The organism is Neptuniibacter pectenicola (assembly GCF_001597735.1).
Classification (GTDB): Bacteria; Pseudomonadota; Gammaproteobacteria; order Pseudomonadales; family Balneatricaceae; genus Neptuniibacter; species Neptuniibacter pectenicola.
On sequence record NZ_LUTS01000008.1, the window covers coordinates 1 to 16,140 of the forward strand.

At 44.2% G+C, this 16,140-nt stretch carries 14 protein-coding genes; 11 read left to right on the plus strand and 3 right to left on the minus strand.

Going from position 1 to position 16,140, the window contains the following annotated elements; translation table 11 throughout:
• Positions 1–235: 235 nt before the first annotated feature.
• From A3773_RS18355 to A3773_RS11180, 5 genes are all read left to right on the plus strand, one after another.
• The gene (locus A3773_RS18355; RefSeq protein WP_269454501.1) at positions 236–571 is read left to right on the plus strand and encodes a glyoxalase superfamily protein; all 336 of its coding nucleotides are present in this window, start codon (positions 236–238) and stop codon (positions 569–571) included.
• Positions 572–685: 114 nt separating this feature from the next.
• Complete coding sequence (bla, locus tag A3773_RS11165; RefSeq protein WP_067986381.1) at positions 686–1,561, plus strand: class A beta-lactamase; 876 nt, start codon at positions 686–688, stop codon at positions 1,559–1,561.
• Positions 1,562–1,655: 94 nt separating this feature from the next.
• Positions 1,656–2,057 carry a GFA family protein gene (locus A3773_RS11170; protein ID WP_067986033.1) on the plus strand — a complete coding sequence of 134 codons (402 nt, stop codon included), beginning with the start codon at positions 1,656–1,658 and terminating at the stop codon, positions 2,055–2,057.
• An 84-nt stretch (positions 2,058–2,141) separates the two neighbouring features.
• Complete coding sequence (locus A3773_RS11175) at positions 2,142–2,573, plus strand: acetyltransferase (protein ID WP_067986035.1); 432 nt, start codon at positions 2,142–2,144, stop codon at positions 2,571–2,573.
• 354 nt (positions 2,574–2,927) lie between these two features.
• Positions 2,928–3,941, plus strand: coding sequence for a methyltransferase (locus tag A3773_RS11180; RefSeq protein ID WP_067986036.1), 1,014 nt, complete (start codon positions 2,928–2,930; stop codon positions 3,939–3,941).
• A 130-nt stretch (positions 3,942–4,071) separates the two neighbouring features.
• On the opposite strand, the gene A3773_RS11185 is transcribed toward A3773_RS11180, so the two are convergent.
• Entirely contained in the window at positions 4,072–5,013 is a 942-nt protein-coding gene (locus tag A3773_RS11185) for a LysR family transcriptional regulator (protein WP_067986038.1), read from the minus strand.
• A gap of 122 nt (positions 5,014–5,135) precedes the next feature.
• Here A3773_RS11185 and A3773_RS11190 point away from each other — a divergent pair, with 122 nt between their 5' ends.
• Genes A3773_RS11190 through A3773_RS11205 form a run of 4 tightly spaced genes read left to right on the plus strand, consistent with a single transcriptional unit; the run spans position 5,136 to position 11,936 of the window.
• Positions 5,136–6,317, plus strand: coding sequence for an efflux RND transporter periplasmic adaptor subunit (locus A3773_RS11190; protein ID WP_067986040.1), 1,182 nt, complete (start codon positions 5,136–5,138; stop codon positions 6,315–6,317).
• A gap of 13 nt (positions 6,318–6,330) precedes the next feature.
• On the plus strand, positions 6,331–9,495 hold the full coding sequence (locus A3773_RS11195) for an efflux RND transporter permease subunit (RefSeq protein WP_067986042.1): 3,165 nt from the start codon (positions 6,331–6,333) through the stop codon (positions 9,493–9,495).
• Positions 9,488–10,891, plus strand: a complete 1,404-nt coding sequence (locus A3773_RS11200) for a TolC family protein (protein ID WP_067986044.1) — start codon at positions 9,488–9,490, stop codon at positions 10,889–10,891. The genes A3773_RS11195 and A3773_RS11200 overlap by 8 nt, the downstream gene beginning before the upstream one ends.
• A gap of 37 nt (positions 10,892–10,928) precedes the next feature.
• The gene (locus tag A3773_RS11205; protein WP_067986046.1) at positions 10,929–11,936 is read left to right on the plus strand and encodes a zinc-binding dehydrogenase; all 1,008 of its coding nucleotides are present in this window, start codon (positions 10,929–10,931) and stop codon (positions 11,934–11,936) included.
• Positions 11,937–12,264: 328 nt separating this feature from the next.
• Here A3773_RS11205 and A3773_RS11210 read toward each other — a convergent pair whose 3' ends face one another.
• Positions 12,265–13,230 carry a transposase gene (locus A3773_RS11210; RefSeq protein WP_067986048.1) on the minus strand — a complete coding sequence of 322 codons (966 nt, stop codon included), beginning with the start codon at positions 13,228–13,230 and terminating at the stop codon, positions 12,265–12,267.
• Between the two features lie 369 nt (positions 13,231–13,599).
• Between A3773_RS11210 and A3773_RS11215 the strand changes: the two genes are divergently transcribed.
• Positions 13,600–14,511 (plus strand): sensor domain-containing diguanylate cyclase, encoded by a 912-nt coding sequence (locus tag A3773_RS11215; RefSeq protein ID WP_067986050.1) that lies wholly within the window; start codon positions 13,600–13,602, stop codon positions 14,509–14,511.
• An 84-nt stretch (positions 14,512–14,595) separates the two neighbouring features.
• Here the strand turns inward: A3773_RS11215 and A3773_RS11220 are convergent, their stop codons facing one another.
• A complete protein-coding gene (locus tag A3773_RS11220) occupies positions 14,596–14,922 on the minus strand; it encodes an ArsR/SmtB family transcription factor (RefSeq protein ID WP_067986052.1) in 327 nt (108 codons plus the stop codon).
• 108 nt (positions 14,923–15,030) lie between these two features.
• Between A3773_RS11220 and A3773_RS11225 the strand changes: the two genes are divergently transcribed.
• Positions 15,031–15,948, plus strand: a complete 918-nt coding sequence (locus A3773_RS11225) for a permease (protein ID WP_067986054.1) — start codon at positions 15,031–15,033, stop codon at positions 15,946–15,948.
• The last annotated feature ends 192 nt before the right edge of the window (positions 15,949–16,140 follow it).

Genomic DNA, 16,140 nt, shown 5'->3' on the forward strand with positions numbered 1-16,140 from the left:
GATATAAATCGCTATGGATGGTGACCTTCCTACAGAGGACTTTCACCTCATTAGTTCATGCCCATGCTGGGCGTACACAAAAAGCTGCACGCGGACACATATTGCTACGCTCGTTTTTGTGTATTTCGCGCTGCTCCATTTTACACAAAAACGCTCTCCGCAATATGCGCCGGTGAGCTTGGCGTTCTGTGTAAGGAGAGTATAGGTGCAATTTCAAGCGATCCCTGTTATCTGAATTTTCGATGAGGCAAAGGCGAAGGCGTTCTATCTGGAGTTCCTCAGTATGTCGTTGGATTGGGAGCACTGCTTTGAGCCGGACAGCCCTATCTATATGCAGGTTTCTAGAGATGACCTGGCCTTTCATCTCAGTGAGCACTCGGGAGATTGTTCTCCTGGCTCTAAAACGTTCGTGAATACAGATCAGCTTGAAGCTTTGCACCACGAAATAACTTCAAAGGGTTATAGGTACTGTCGGCCAGAAATCACGAATGCTCCTTGGGGAGATAGGGTGTTCATAGTGGTAGACCCGTTTTCGAACAGAATCTTGTTCAATGGAAGTTCAACCACATAATAAGACCAAGTATGGCGACGCATTTTTCGGCTTCGCTTCCACTACAAAGCCGTTCATGCTGGCGGCGTTATGCAGTTCGAACCAAGTGCTGAGAAGTTTATGAGAGTTTCACCAATGACAGCGTTACTAAAGTTTCCTATGGCTATTTTTTTTAGTTTTTGGGCATTCATCGCATCTGCTGACGGCCATCGTTCTTTGATTCAAACGGTGGAACGAATCGCTGGAGAGATAGAGGCTCAAGTGGGCTTTGCTGCTTATGATTTGGAGTCCGGTCAGCGATGGGAATATCAAGCTGATCAGCGATTTGCAATGTCCAGTACGTTTAAAACGCTTGCTTGTGCGGCTCTGCTTCACCGGGTCGATGCGGGGCAGGAGAGTCTTGATAGAAGGGTGAGTTTTTCAGAGTCTGATCTCGTTACCTACTCTCCTATCACGGAGAAACACGCTGGTGGTCAAGCTATGAGCCTTGCGGATCTTTGTGAGGCTGCTCTGACGATGAGCGACAACACGGCCGCAAACTTGGTTTTGCAAGCTCTGGGTGGACCGGAAAAAGTTACATTGTTTGCGAGAGGATTGGGAGATGATGTAACGCGTCTTGATCGTTGGGAGACGGAGCTTAATGAGGCGGTACCAGGTGATAATAGAGATACAACAACTCCAAATGAAATGGTGAAAAATCTCCAGAATTTGCTGTTGGGCGACGTGTTATCCAGAAAGTCCAGAGATCAGCTATATGACTGGCTGAAGAGAAATCAAGTTGCAGATGGACTTTTTCGGGCTGCTGTTCCAGAAGGCTGGATTGTTGCAGATCGAACTGGGGCTGGCGGTTTCGGATCGCGATCTATAACAGCCATATTTTGGCCTCCGGAACGCCAGCCGATCGTTGTAGCTCTATATCTTACGCAAACAGAAGCTTCTTTCTCAGAGAGGAATAAGGCGATTACTGAGATTGGTGAAGCAATAGTTTTGACGGTGGATTCAGGCCGGTAAAGTATAACCAGTGGCTGTTGGCGGACGCAGCTACGCGACGCTCCGAGCCAAAATATTATGTATATTTCATTCAAAGACCAAGGAAGAGATTCTGATGACTGATTATGTGGGTTCTTGTCTGTGTGGCACTGTGAGTTTTGAGATAAAGGGTGATTTCGATAGTTTTTACCTGTGTCATTGTCAGCATTGCCAAAAAGATACGGGTTCGGCTCATGCGGCAAACCTATTCTCACAGTCAGCAACATTGGTCTGGCGGTCGGGTGCCGATGCTGTGACGTCCTTTACGCTTCCTGGCAGTCGTCATAACAAAAGCTTTTGTAAGCTGTGCGGTTCAGCATTGCCAAATACTCAGATCGAAGGTTTGCTCGTCGTTCCCGCAGGGTGTTTGGACAGTGAAATATCTATGGCGCCAACAGCGCACATCTTTTTGTCCAGCAGAGCAGCTTGGGATGAGGAATTAGGGAAAGTACCAAAGTTAGAGGGGCTGCCGGATTGAGCTACTATCACATGTTGTTGGTGGACGCATCTACGTTCCGGCACATCGGAAAGCCAAACGTTAAATTTTCAATCAGGTTTAGTGATGAATATTGAAGTTGTAGAAAAAGCAGATCATCTTAGGCTGCTAAAAATTTGGGAAGGATCGGTGAGAGCAACCCATTATTTTTTGGCGGAAGAAGATCTTCAGGAATTAAAGTCACTGATCTTAGAGCAGTATCTTGACGCCGTTGATTTAAGGTGTGCAAAAAATAGTAAGGGTGAAATATTGGGGTTCTGTGGTGTACATGGTGGAAACATTGAAATGCTGTTCATTTCACCTGATGCGCGTGGCAAAGGTTTAGGAACTCTGTTAGCTACTTATGCGATCAAGTCCCAAGGGGCGAGCAAAGTTGATGTTAATGAACAGAATGAGCAAGCGTTAGGTTTTTACCAGCATATTGGTTTTTCTGTTACGGGCCGTTCACCAATTGATGGTCAGGGCAAGTCTTATCCGCTGTTGCATATGGCGCTATAAACATTAAACAAGGCCAAACAACGCGATAGGTTTTTGTAGGGAACACCAACCAATCACTAAAGAGAATCTAATTCAGATGCCAGAACCTGATCCATTGCATAATAAACAAAATAAACAAGGACAAATAAACAAGGACAGGCACGCTTTGTATATAAAGGAGAGTAGGACGCACTTGGTGTAAAACTGAGTGAAACAGACTGTCGCTAAATGTGAAGCATATAGGTTTGTCAGCTCGTCGCTTATTTTAAAATACTCTTTATAAACAATATTTTATATCTGTGGCACATAGTTTGCTTTTGATCTTGCTTAATAATAATAAGCAACGGAGTACGCCTGTTGGGCGTAAAGCAGACTATGTCATCAGCAGAAATTAATCCTATTCAGCGTATCAATGAGCTTTACTGGGGATTTGTTATCTCTAGGGCTATTCATGTGGCAGCCAAATTAGGTATTGCCGACCATGTAGATCAGCAGGGTGTGCATGTTAAAACGGTAGCGGAAAAGCTCTCGATCAATGAAGACCGCCTTTATCGTTTGATGCGCCTACTTGCATCGTATGAAATCTTTCAAGAAACCGATAAGTTTGTTTTTACCACCACCGCCTTTTCCGACGCGATTAGCACTGAAGGCGACTTCTCTGTGCGTAATGCGGCACACATGGTTACAAAATCCATGTGGGAGGCATACGGTCACTTAGAGCATAGTGTGCGTACGGGCGAAGATAGTTATACCGATCTTTTTGGTAAAGGTGTGTTTGAGCATCTTGATGATGAAACTGAAGAAAATGATCAGTTTGCGCGAGCGATGCATAACTATGCCGAGTTAGAAAATCCGGTTATTGCAGAATGCTGCCCTGTGGGCCATCTGCACTCTGTGGTTGATGTGGGTGGTGGCCAAGGTGGCTTCTTGAAGGAGATTCTTGCACAACATACTCAGCTCAATGGGACGCTTTTTGATCAGCCTCTTATTATTGAACAGGCCACGCATATCGAGGAAAACTCGGCACTTAACTTACGCTTTGATAAAAGTGGCGGCAGTTTTTTTGAAAAGGTCCCGGCCGGCGCAGATGCTTATTTCCTAAAAAGAATCCTACATGACTGGAGTGATGAGGATTGTTGCAAAATACTGGAAACCGTTAAAGCCGCCATGATGCCTGAGAGTAAGCTCTACGTGATCGATGCGATTGTACCTGAGGGGAATGTCCCGCATTTCTCAAAAGATATTGAAGCGTTTCTTATGACGTGGGGCGGGCAAGAGCGAGATCTGGCTGAATTTGACAAGCTTTGTAAAAAAACGGGGCTCAAAATAACGTCCGTGATTGAAACACCCACGCCGTTGTCGGTGTTAGAGATCCAAATCGCTAACTAAGCGGTTCATCCGCTAAAACTGTATATAGACAAAACCTACCCCTAATTGCAGCGGTAGGTTTTGTGCTTAACATGGATAAGTCGTTTGCAGGCTAGCGTTTGTGGGGACGGGGTTTAGGGATAGGTAAGCGTTATTGGTACATGTCATCAAAACCTGGAATGTTGTTTTCCCAAATGGGTTTATCTTTGCCAATGAACTCGCGTACGGCATCAAAAAATAACTGGGTGCGTACCGGCAGGTCTCGATGGGGGTAGATGGCGTAAAGGTGGCGAAATTCAGGCAGTTTAATGTGGGTTAAAATAGGGGTTAATAGACCTTTTTTAATTTCATCGGCAATTAAAAAGGCGGGTGAGACAAAGTAAGCGGTTCCTGATAGCACTTTTAACATAATTAAATCGCCATCATTTGCCCTAAAAACACTATTGATAGGGACTGAGACCTCTTGCGCTTGATGATTAATGTAGTTGATCTCCTCAATAAGCAAGCTGTTGCTGGCATAGCTTGCCGCAGGGAGTTTGGCGAGTTCTTCAATCGTATTAGGTACGCCGTAGGTTTGTAAAAAATCAGGCGTCGCTAAAATTAATAAGCGGTTACGCGCAAGGGAGCGTGAAATTAAGTTGGATACTTTAGGTTCGCCTACGCGAAAGGCTAAGTCGTATCCTTCACCGACGATGTCGACCATGCGATCTTCTAGGCGTAATTCTACTTCGACTTGGGGGAAGCGTTTTTGAAAATCATTAATAACGGGTTGTAGATAGCGACGGCCAATAATGCTGGTACTGGTTATTTTTAATAACCCACGTGGTTCGGTGTGATAGTTTTCGGCAATTTGTAGTGTTTCGCTCAGTAAAAAACGCAGTTCTGTGGCCTTTTTTACCATCTCAGCGCCGGCAGCGGTTAATGAAATGGTGCGGGTGGAGCGGTTTAATAACCGTACACCTAGGTCTTCTTCGAGTTTATTCATCTGTTTAGAGATGACTGAACGGTCGATATGGTGCGAATCGGCGACTTTTGCAAAGTTACCGAGCTCAACCACGTCTAAAAACATTAATAAACGGCTCGTCGTATCCATAAGATCACTCCCAAAAATAATCTATTGGTGCCATTTCTGCACTAATTAAATGATGAATTGATTCTATTTTAACACATTCATAACCTTTATGATGATTGCAATTACAATGAGAGGGACAAATCATGTCATTTAACAAACACAGTCAAATTATAATTATAAGTGTGTTACTAACCACACTTATGGCTTGCAGTGAACCTCCTGAGCAAGCAAAAGCAGCACAAGCACAGCGACCATTAACACAGATTGATGTGGCTCAAGTTGTCTCTAAGCCTGTCCAGTCTTGGTTTACCTATACGACGCGCCTAGAAGCACCGCAGCAGGTTGCGTTAAAGCCGCGTGTATCGGGTGTTGTTAATACAATTGATTTTGTTGAAGGCCAGCAGGTAAAACAAGGTGATCTATTATTTAGCCTTGATCCTCGCCCATTTGAAGCACAAGTGGCTAGTTTAAGAGCTCAAGTTGCCAGTGCAGTGGCTGAATATCAGCAAGCTAAAAGTGAAGCCGCGCGTGCAGCTCGATTGCGTAAACGTGATGCGATCTCGTCAGAAGAAGCTGAATCAAGAACAACGGCAGCAAAAAAAGCTCAAGCGCAAATTTCAGCGTTAAATGCACAGCTGCAAGCAGCCCAACTTGATTTAGAGTTCACAAAAATAACCGCACCTATTGATGGCGTTATCTCTCGCGCTGAGATCACTAAGGGTAATACGGTTAATGCGAACCAGAGCACGTTAACCAATATCGTATCCGATCAAAAAATGTATGCGTATTTTGATATTGATGAGCGTACGTGGAATAGCCATTTCGAACAGGCAAAAGCCAGCGATAATCTTCCGGTTGTGATGCAGCTGCTAGGGAGTGATGAGTTTGCTCATCAAGGCCATGTGGATTTCATCGATAACCAGATTAATACATCAACAGGTACATTACGTGTACGTGCTACGTTTCTTGATAATAGCAAGCTGCGTAGTGGCGCTTTTGCTCGTATTCGCTTAGCTAGCCAAGAGGCGCAACAGCAAGTATTGATACCTGAAAGAGCCATAGGCACCGATTTGAAAAATCGCTTTGTCTTAATTGTTGATGACAAAAACACACTGCAATACCGTCCAATTACTGTTGGCGATCGTTATGGTGAGTTTCGTGTCATTACTAAAGGTTTAACAGCAAGCGATATTATCGCCGTTAACGGCCCCGCTAAAGTTGGACCCGGTATGCCAATTGAGCCACGTACAACGCAGCTAAATGCCGATGCGATTGGGTTTACGTTAGGTGCACCATTAAACCAAACTTTATTAACTGCTAAGTAATAAGAAGCGGCTCATGAACTTTTCACACTTTTTTATAAAACGGCCGATCTTTGCTGCCGTCTTATCACTGGTTATTTTAATCGGTGGTGCTATATCACTGTTTCAATTACCGATCAGTGAATACCCTGAGGTTGTTCCGCCAACGGTTGTTGTAACAGCTAACTACCCAGGTGCGAACCCTAAAGTTATTGCGGAAACGGTTGCTACTCCCCTTGAGCAGGAAATTAACGGTGTTGAAAGCATGTTGTATATGTTTTCACAAGCGACCAGCGATGGCCGGATGACACTGACAGTTACCTTTGCTTTGGGAACTGATTTAGACCGTGCCCAAGTACGTGTGCAAAACCGTGTAAACAGCGCGTTACCTCGGTTACCACAAGAGGTTCAGCGTTTAGGTGTTGTTGCTAAAAAAGCATCCCCTAACTTAACCATGGTTGTACATCTATATTCTAAGGAAAAAATTAGAGAGACCGATTATTTATCGAACTACGCAGACCTATACGTAAAAGATCAAATTGCGCGTATTGGTGGTGTAGGTGAAGTTCGTGTATTCGGTGGTGGTAAATATTCCATGCGTGTTTGGTTAAACCCAGATGCCTTGGCTTCACGTCAGTTGACGGCAACGGATGTGGTTAACTCATTACGTGAGCAAAACCAGCAGGTTGCGGCAGGTTCTTTAGGTGCCCAGCCATCGCCTAATTCGGCTCAGTTTCAAGTGTTACTGAATGTGAAAGGGCGGTTAACCAGTGTTGAAGAGTTTGAAGATGTCATCATTAAAGTTGATGAAGGCGGAGCGATTACTCGACTAGGCGACATTGCGCGCGTCGAAGTCGGTCAAGATACCTACGCGCTGCGTTCATTATTAAATGGCCAGCCTGCGGTTGCTATGCCGATATTCCAACGTCCAGGTTCTAATGCTATTGAGCTGTCGGACGAAGTTCGCTCTACAATGAAAACACTAGCGGAAGATTTTCCTGCCGGTGTGGATTACGACATTGTATACGACCCAACAGTCTTCGTACGTGGGTCTATTGAAGCGGTTATTAAAACCTTATTAGAAGCGATTGCCCTCGTGGTTATCGTGGTTATCGTGTTTTTGCAAACATGGCGCGCATCGATTATTCCATTAATCGCGGTTCCCGTTTCACTCATTGGTACCTTTGCGGTAATGCAGTGGTTGGGCGTGAGTATCAATACCTTATCTCTCTTTGGTCTTGTATTGGCCATCGGCATTGTGGTGGATGATGCCATCGTTGTGGTGGAGAACGTTGAGCGTAATATAGAGAAAGGGTTATCGCCTGTTGAAGCGTCTCGCGTCGCTATGAGCGAAGTGACTGGACCTATTATTGCGATTGCACTTGTATTGCTGGCGGTATTTATCCCGACTGCGTTTATTACCGGCCTAACAGGGCAGTTCTATAAACAGTTTGCCTTAACCATTACAATTTCGACCGTTATTTCTGCGTTTAACTCGCTAACATTATCACCCGCATTATCGGCGTTATTATTAAAACCTCATAATGCAAAACCGGATCTTTTAACGCGAATCCTAAACGCTATTTTTGGACGATTTATCTTCCGCCCATTTAACAAGCTGTTCGAAAAAGGCTCATTGGCTTACCAGACGTCGATAAAAAAGCTGATTCGTTTTAGCGTAATTGTCGGTATTATTTATCTGGCTTTACTAGGCTCGACTGTTGGTCTATTTAACACGGTACCCGGTGGCTTTATTCCAGCACAGGATAAGCAGTATTTGGTATCGATTGCCCAGTTGCCTGATGCCTCAAGCTTAGACAGAACCGAAGCGGTTGTTAAAGAGATGTCGGCTATTGCCCAAGAGGTGCCAGGGGTTGCGAATATTGTTGCCTTCCCAGGTTTGTCGGTCAATGGTTTTACCAATAGTCCAAATAGTGCGGTTGTATTTACTCCACTTAAAGACTTTTCTGAGCGTCAAGGACCAGGTTTATCGGCTGCGGCTATAGCCGGGGAGTTGAATAAACGTTTTTCTGCTATTGATGAAGCCTTTGTGGCTGTTTTCCCGCCACCACCTATTCTTGGTCTAGGGACAACCGGTGGTTTTAAACTGCAAATTGAAGATCGCTCAAACCAAGGTTTTGAGAGTTTATTTAATTCGCTGCAAACGGTGATTAATGAAGCGAGGAAGCGTCCTGAGTTAATGGGCTTGTATTCGAGCTTCCGTATCCAAGTACCACAAATGGATATAGATATAGACCGTGAGCAAGCCATGCTACAAGGTATTGCACTCGATCAAGTCTTTGATGCATTGCAAATATACCTTGGGTCTTTGTACGTAAACGATTTCAATATGTTTGGTCGTACATACCAAGTGAATGCTCAGGCTGATGGTGACTTTAGGGTTGATGCTAAGCAGATCTTGAATTTGAAAGTGCGTAACAGCCAAGGTGCTATGGTGCCTTTAGGTGCAGTACTTAGCGCGACACCAACGACCGGTCCAGACCGTGTAATGCATTATAACGGTTACCCGAGTGCTGAACTTAACGGTAGCCCAGCCATGGGGTTCAGTTCCGACCAAGCGCAGCAAGCAATTGAAGAGGTACTGGTAGAAAACCTACCTGACGGTATCGTCTATGAATGGACAGAAGTGACCTATCAGCAGATCCTTGCGGGTAACACAATGGTCTATATCTTCCCATTAGTCGTGCTGCTTGTGTTTATGGTGTTGGCTGCTCAATATGAAAGCTTACGCTTACCGTTAGCTATTATATTGATTGTACCGATGACAATCTTCTCTGCCTTGTTTGGTGTCTGGTTGATTGGTGGAGATAACAATATCTTCACGCAAATTGCCCTCATTGTACTCGTGGCCTTGGCCTGTAAGAACGCCATATTGATGGTTGAGTTTGCCAAAGAGGAGCAAGAGACTGGGTTAACGCGGTTAGAAGCGATAGTTCATGCTGGCCGTATGCGTTTACGTCCTATCTTGATGACCTCTATCGCCTTTACTGCCGGTGTTATTCCTCTGGTACTTGCCTCTGGGGCAGGGTCTGAGATGCGTCAGGCAATGGGTGTGGCTGTATTCTCCGGTATGATCGGTGTGACGCTCTTCGGCTTGTTATTTACGCCTGTTTTTTATGCCTTAGTTGCTAGAAAGTCAGCGGCTGAACTAAGTGACAAGAAGGAAGATACGCATGTTTAAGCTGAACGTAAGATCATCCGCTAAGCTTTCAGCATTAACGCTTGCGTTGACATTGGCGGGCTGCGCAAGCGGCCCCCATTTGGCCGAAAAAAGTTTAGCGCAATCCGCTTTTTTTGCGGGCCAGAATTATGCGGACGAGCTCAATGAAAGTGGCGCCAGTAACCAATGGTGGCAGAGTTATCAAAGTCCACAATTAGACGCCTTAGTCAAACAAGGGTTAGAGTCTAATCGTAATTTACAAGCCGCTCAGCAGCGCTTACAAGCGGCGATGCAGCAGCTTGGTTATGAAGAAGCTCAACACTTACCGCAAGGCGGTTTGCAGGTTGAAAGTAGCCGTGAATCGGCGGCGAACAGTATTGATGCGAGTGCCAATGCGGGCGCAAACTTTAGCTGGCAGTTCGACCTATTTGGTCGCATTGCTGCACTCATAAAAGCCGCGGAAGCGAATAGCTTCCAAGCGCAAGAGCAAAAGACTCAATTAGCTGCCGAAGTGGTGAGCGGGGTGACCCGTAGCTTCTTTGAATGGCAAGGGAATCAGTTAAAACTGCAAATTGTAAATCAACAAATTGCGGCGTTAACCGAAAGTATTTCGGTACTACAGGCACGAGTTGATGAAGGGTTTGCCTCTAAACTCGATATCAACAGAACCTATGCTCAGTTGAATCAGCAAAAAACATTGCTGCCTCAGATTGAAACGGCACTGTATCGGAACCAAGCAACCTTAGCCGTATTGCTAGGACAGACACCGAGCCAAGTTCAGTTAAGCTTTGAAACCGATCTGTTAAATAACAATTTAATTCAGCCGGTTACATTAAATCAGCCAGAAAAGGCGGTCAGCTTACGTCCCGAAATTAGTATTGCTCGCTATAAGCTACTTCAGCAAAGTGCCCTTGCTGATGCAGCCGACGCGGCGCTGTATCCAGATATTTCGATCTCGGGCTTTGTTGGGTTAATTAACCCAATAGGTAACAACTTATCTAAAAATGATGATGGGTGGTCGTTAACCCCACAGTTGAACTGGTCCATTTTGAGCTGGCCTGCGCTAAAAGCACAGGCTAAAGCGCAAAGTTCATTGACCCAAGCCGCATTTTTAGATTATGAAAATACTATAATTAGCGTTATTGCCGAGTCGCAAACTGCACTGGTCAATATGAAACAGTCAAAAAACTTGCATGAATTTGCAAATCAAAGACTGCTGCATGCCGAGGCTGCGCACTTACAAGCTAAAGCGATGTATGAAGAAGGCCAAATGCCTTATTTAGATCTCTTATCCGCTCGTCAAGATGCATTAGTCGCGAAGCAAGCATCAGTTGATGCGAAAGTTGCTTTTATGTTGGCAAAAATCTCTACTTACAAAGCGTTTAGTGGTGGTTGGAGCCGGACGTTAGTGCAATAAATAACGTTACATTAAGCGATCAAATAGGGTAGATATAATGGTCAACATAACCAAGACGATGCAAGCAATTACGCTCGCTGAAGCGGCAGAAGATTTTTCTTTGCTGAAGCAAGAGGTGGCGACACCTCAGCGTAACGAAAGTGAGCTGCTGATTCGTGTTGAGTATGTTGGCCTTAATCCTATTGATGCGAAATTAGCAAAATATGGATTTCCTGATTGGCAATACCCGCATATATTAGGATTAGATGCTGTTGGTACGGTGGTTGACGCACCGGCCGGCGTGATCCCTTGTATTGGTGATCAAGTGATGTGGCATGCCAATATTAAGCACCAAGGGATGCTAGCACAGTATGTTGCGGTGCCTAATTTCTCCGTTTCTAAACTCCCTGAAGGCCTTGCCCCTGAAATTGCTGCGGCGTTACCTTGCGCGGGCATGGCGGCTATTTTTGCATTAGATAAACTGCAAATAAAAGAGGGCGAAAACTTACTGGTTGACGCGGGAGGTGGCGCTGTTGGTCAATTTGCAATTCAATTTGCGAAACAGCGGGGCGCTAAAGTGTTTGCGACAGCGGCTAAAAATAATCATGCCTATTTAAAAAAGATCGGTGCGGATGAGTGCTTCGATTATCACGATAAAAATTTACTGAAGAAGTTTAAATTGGCATTAGGTCATAGCCAATTTGACGCGGTTGTTGATACGCTGGGCGGTGGGAATACTATTCGCAATATCGAGCTATTACGTTTTTGCGGTAGAATCGCCTGCCTCAATGGTTTACCGACAGTACCCTCCTCATTACTGTTTTATAAAGCACCGGTCATCAGTATTGTGTCCCTTAGCGGGGCCTGGCTCACCCAGAGCTTGTGCGCGCAACAAAAAATGAGTTTTATGGGGGACTTATTAATGAACAGCGTGAACGAGGGCAGTATCAAATCGCCGGATATTATTCCAATTGTCTTTGATGAAGTCGCCATCACTCAAGCGTTAAAACAGCAGCTTAAGGGCTGTATCTTCGGCAAACAAGTCGTCACTGTGTCACCTAGCTAACCGCTTAGTTAACCCATCCATTTTCCCTCTTTAACAGGGACAGGCGCTTATGCTGTCGCTCTTGTCTTGACTTAGATTCCTTGCCTTAATAAGTGCCTTAATGCCTTAATAAGGACAGGCACTGATTAATTAATGATTTCCCTCTTTTACAGGGACAGGCACTGATTAATAGTTACTAAACGGTGTTACCTATCTGATTTAATCATCTTAATTATGTATTGTTACTGGGTAGGGCATGTAAACCCGTCATGCAGGGTAGAGGGCTGTTTTCAGGGCAGCGCAATGCCTCAGCTTTATCACTGATCATAGGGAACGGGAATGATGCAACTTAGGCTGCGTTAAGCTGTCGTTTTTTTGTGAATTTTTTAGGATAAATTAATTCAAATCTTGTGGCGTGATTAAGCCAGCTAGCCGAATCTATATTTAATCGTTTAAATATGGAGGGGATATGTGAGTCAATTGCGCCGGTTTTGTCATTTCTTATAATTCGACCGGTGGAATCTATTAATTGGAGGTAATCTTCGGCGCTGAAGGGTAATCCTAATGGCGTTTCGTTCCTTAAATTCCCCTCAAAAATAGCAAGGGGTTTAATTGGGTGGTCAAAGCGTTTAAGGGCTGATTGCGTGTGCTGTGATTTGATGGCCTTTTCTCGGTTGAAGCGAGGTTTAATTCGTTCCTTGATACTTGTATGTGCTGAGTCCTCGGGTGTGTCTGCTATGCCTGCTCGTATAGGATTTAGATCGACATAAGCCATGCAAGATAGGAGTGCTTCCTCAGTTAACAGTGCTTGAGATTTAAACCGAGACTCCCAGAAATGCCCTGTACATCCATCTTCTTGGTTAGCCTGCCGAGCGATTGGCTCATTTAAACACTTCATAAACCAGCTAAGGCTGCTTAAACGTTTGCGGTAAACCTCTATCATATTATTAACGGTTTCTACCTGAAGCTTATTGAGTGCCTTCCCAGATAACCAGTGCTGGATAAGTAGGGGGCCCTTGAATAAGCTGGTCCAACGTGACGCAACCTCTCTATCAGACCACTCTACAGCTTGGCTAGGGCAGATTTTAACGACCAAGTGATGGTGGTTCGACATTACCGCATATGCGCATACATCAATGGCAAAGAGAGAGGATAATATTCGTATGCGATCTTCGATCCACTGGCGGCGGTGTTCGTAATTTTTGCCTGATATATGATCGATACCGCATAGGTAGGAGCGCCGAACGCAGCGTGATACAACATGGTAGTAAGGTGTGTCTTGGACAGACACGAGTTCGTTCCGTGGGCGAGTCATCGTTAAATCCTTTTATCGATGTTATCTACTGTTTTTGATCTTAGGATTAGAGCTATCAGTTGTCAATGTGATCTTGCGGCGCATAAGGTGTAAGCGTGCCTGTCCCTGTTTGAGGGACGATAAAGCAGGTATAACGGTGCCTGTCCCTATTCGAGAGGGAGGTTAGTGCCTGTCCTTGTGTAGAAAGTTATTTTATGTTCTCACGGAAAAGCCGTTACGCCAGTCTCTAGGCACTCCTTTTTATACATAATAAGTACTAGAGCATGAATAAAGGTCTATTATAAATGTTAAACAATAATAGAACCTAACTTGCTCTTACTTGTTAGAGCGGGTTATGCGTATTTTAGTAGTAGGTGGGTGCATCACTATATGGAAAATTCCTATGAAGCCTTAAGGCTGATTTTGGATTCAATCACTGACCATATTGTTGTTATTGATAATATGGGAACCATTCAATATGCAAACAAGAGTTGGGCTGTTTTTGGGAAAGATAATGCCTGCTCGGTTGGCGATCATTGGCAAGGTATCAATTATATTGATGAATGCAATAAAGCGGCGGCAATGGGGGATGGCTTTGGGAAGCAAGCAAAAAATGGAATCTTAAAGGTTATTAATAAAGAAGAATCAGAATTTTACTTTGAGTACCCCTGTCATAGCCCTGATGAAAAGCGTTGGTTTATGATGCGAGTGACTACCTTAGAGTTAAAAAGTAAGGCTTACTTTGTTATTTCTCACCAAAATATTACTGAACGAAAGTTAGCAGAAGAGGAGGTGAGAAACCTCGCTAGACTTGATGGACTAACGGATATTCCTAACCGTCGAGCGTTTGATGAGTTTCTTCATAATGAGTGGCGGCGATGTGCCCGATTACAAAAGCCAATAAGCTTGGCAATAGTGGATCTAGATCATTTTAAGCTACTTAATGATATTTATGGACATCAATCCGGTGATGACTGTTTGGTTCGTATTGGTACTCTACTTAAAGAGTTTGCGAGTCGTCCTGGTGATATTTGTGCACGCTATGGTGGGGAAGAGTTTGCACTAGTATGGGGGGATACCTCATTAGCGCAGGCTAAGCAGCTTTCAAATAAATTATTGAAGCAGATACTTGCCTTACATATAGGTAATAGTGATTCACCCATTGATAAATACCTAACGGCTAGTGTCGGTCTAGCGGAGATGATCCCTAATACGGGAACGGGCGAAGGTGCGCTAATTAATAAAGCAGACCTTATGCTCTATAAAGCGAAAGATAGGGGGCGAAATAGAGTTGAATCTTAAGTACTGATACTAACCAGTGAGCGCATAAACCATAGGGCCACTGCCTCAAGTTACCCTAATCGTAGCAACCTAGCTATTACCTTATCACTTACTTTTACTTGTTGTCTCAGGTATAGCATTGATCGCTTCATCGGCACAGCATTCATCCTGAAGAAAGCTAATCACTTGCTGTAGTTTGTCATATTCTGCTGTGCAGTATAGCGTGCGGCTTTCCCTACGTTGTGAGATTAGACCAGCTGAAACTAAACTAGAGATATGGTGAGAGAGTGTTGAGTTTGGTACCTGCAGCTTCTCTTGTATAGCCCCGACAGCGATGCCTTGAAAACCTGCTCTGACGACACTTTTATAGATGCGTAATCGAGTAGGGTGGCCCAGCTCTTTTAGTGCTTTAGCAATAATTTCAACGTTCACAATACTTCCTTCCTCTCTCTTATTTCGATATTACTGGAAATATAATGACAGAGATAGTGCTTGTTTATATATTTCGATAATTCTAGAAATGTGATTTTTGAGGGAAGTATGTTTACTATTAATATGAGTATGTTGGAAGAAGCGTTAAGTATGTTCGCTTTTTTAGCGGTGGAATTGACACTTTTATTTCTTTTTATTAGCTACATCGTTGGAGTGCTGCAGGAGTATATACCGCCATCGAAAATAGAAAACATCTTAAGTAGTAAAAAAGGAAAGGGCTATCTGATAGCTGGATTTTTGGGGGCAATAACCCCGTTTTGTTCTTGCTCCACAATTCCTTTCTTAAAAGGGTTGTTAAGGGCGAAGGCTGGGTTCGGTACGATGATGGTGTTCCTGTTTGCGAGTCCGCTATTAAACCCTATTATTATCGGGTTATTTACAGTGTTGTTTGGTTGGCAGGTAGCCCTGTTCTATTTTGTTATTGCAATGGGAGTATCCGTAATAGCGGGTTATACATTGGAAAAATTAGGTTTTGAGAAATATGTAAAAGCAGAAGCTTATATAGCGCCTCAACCTTCCTCCTGTGGATCAGGTTGTGGAGGACCGTCTATACCGATTAGTAAATGGAAACGCATTTGGAACACAACGTTTGCTGATTTCAAAACAGTGCTCCCTTATTTGCTTGGGGGGATCGTGATTGGCTCATTAATTTACGGCTTTATGCCTACCGAGTTGGTGGTTAAATTTGCAAAAGATGATAATCCGTTTGCCATTCCTATCGCCGCCATAATTGGTATTCCTCTCTATATTCGAGCAGAGGCGGTTATTCCATTGAGTGCGGCGCTGGCGGAAAAAGGGATGGGGTTTGGCGCGGTTATGGCATTAATTATTGGCAGTGCCGGGGCTAGTTTAACGGAAGTTATTTTACTTAAGTCAATATTCAAAAATCCTATGATTGTTGCTTTTTTAGTGGTGATCCTTTCAATGGCCATGAGTGCAGGTTACCTCTACACGTTCCTGTTTTAATAGATCGTACGCGTTGTGTTATGAATGATCATGACGAATGGTTGTGATGAATTAAGTAAGGGGTCTGAAAGGCGAGTATCAACGCCTTTCAGGGGGGGTATGGTAAATCATGGGGGTGGAAATGGATGGGCTAGCTAACCTTTGGCAAGGATTAGAATCGCTCACAAGACGACTACATAATCTCAAACCGCC

Bases quoted from the DNA above. Each gene is read 5' to 3' on its own strand.
- bla (WP_067986381.1), top strand. From the start codon at position 686: ATGACAGCGTTACTAAAGTTTCCTATGGCTATTTTTTTTAGTTTTTGG.
- A3773_RS11170 (WP_067986033.1), top strand. From the start codon at position 1,656: ATGACTGATTATGTGGGTTCTTGTCTGTGTGGCACTGTGAGTTTTGAG.
- A3773_RS11175 (WP_067986035.1), top strand. From the start codon at position 2,142: ATGAATATTGAAGTTGTAGAAAAAGCAGATCATCTTAGGCTGCTAAAA.
- A3773_RS11180 (WP_067986036.1), top strand. From the start codon at position 2,928: ATGTCATCAGCAGAAATTAATCCTATTCAGCGTATCAATGAGCTTTAC.
- A3773_RS11185 (WP_067986038.1), bottom strand. From the start codon at position 5,013: ATGGATACGACGAGCCGTTTATTAATGTTTTTAGACGTGGTTGAGCTC.
- A3773_RS11190 (WP_067986040.1), top strand. From the start codon at position 5,136: ATGTCATTTAACAAACACAGTCAAATTATAATTATAAGTGTGTTACTA.
- A3773_RS11195 (WP_067986042.1), top strand. From the start codon at position 6,331: ATGAACTTTTCACACTTTTTTATAAAACGGCCGATCTTTGCTGCCGTC.
- A3773_RS11200 (WP_067986044.1), top strand. From the start codon at position 9,488: ATGTTTAAGCTGAACGTAAGATCATCCGCTAAGCTTTCAGCATTAACG.
- A3773_RS11205 (WP_067986046.1), top strand. From the start codon at position 10,929: ATGGTCAACATAACCAAGACGATGCAAGCAATTACGCTCGCTGAAGCG.
- A3773_RS11210 (WP_067986048.1), bottom strand. From the start codon at position 13,230: ATGACTCGCCCACGGAACGAACTCGTGTCTGTCCAAGACACACCTTAC.
- A3773_RS11215 (WP_067986050.1), top strand. From the start codon at position 13,600: ATGGAAAATTCCTATGAAGCCTTAAGGCTGATTTTGGATTCAATCACT.
- A3773_RS11225 (WP_067986054.1), top strand. From the start codon at position 15,031: ATGTTTACTATTAATATGAGTATGTTGGAAGAAGCGTTAAGTATGTTC.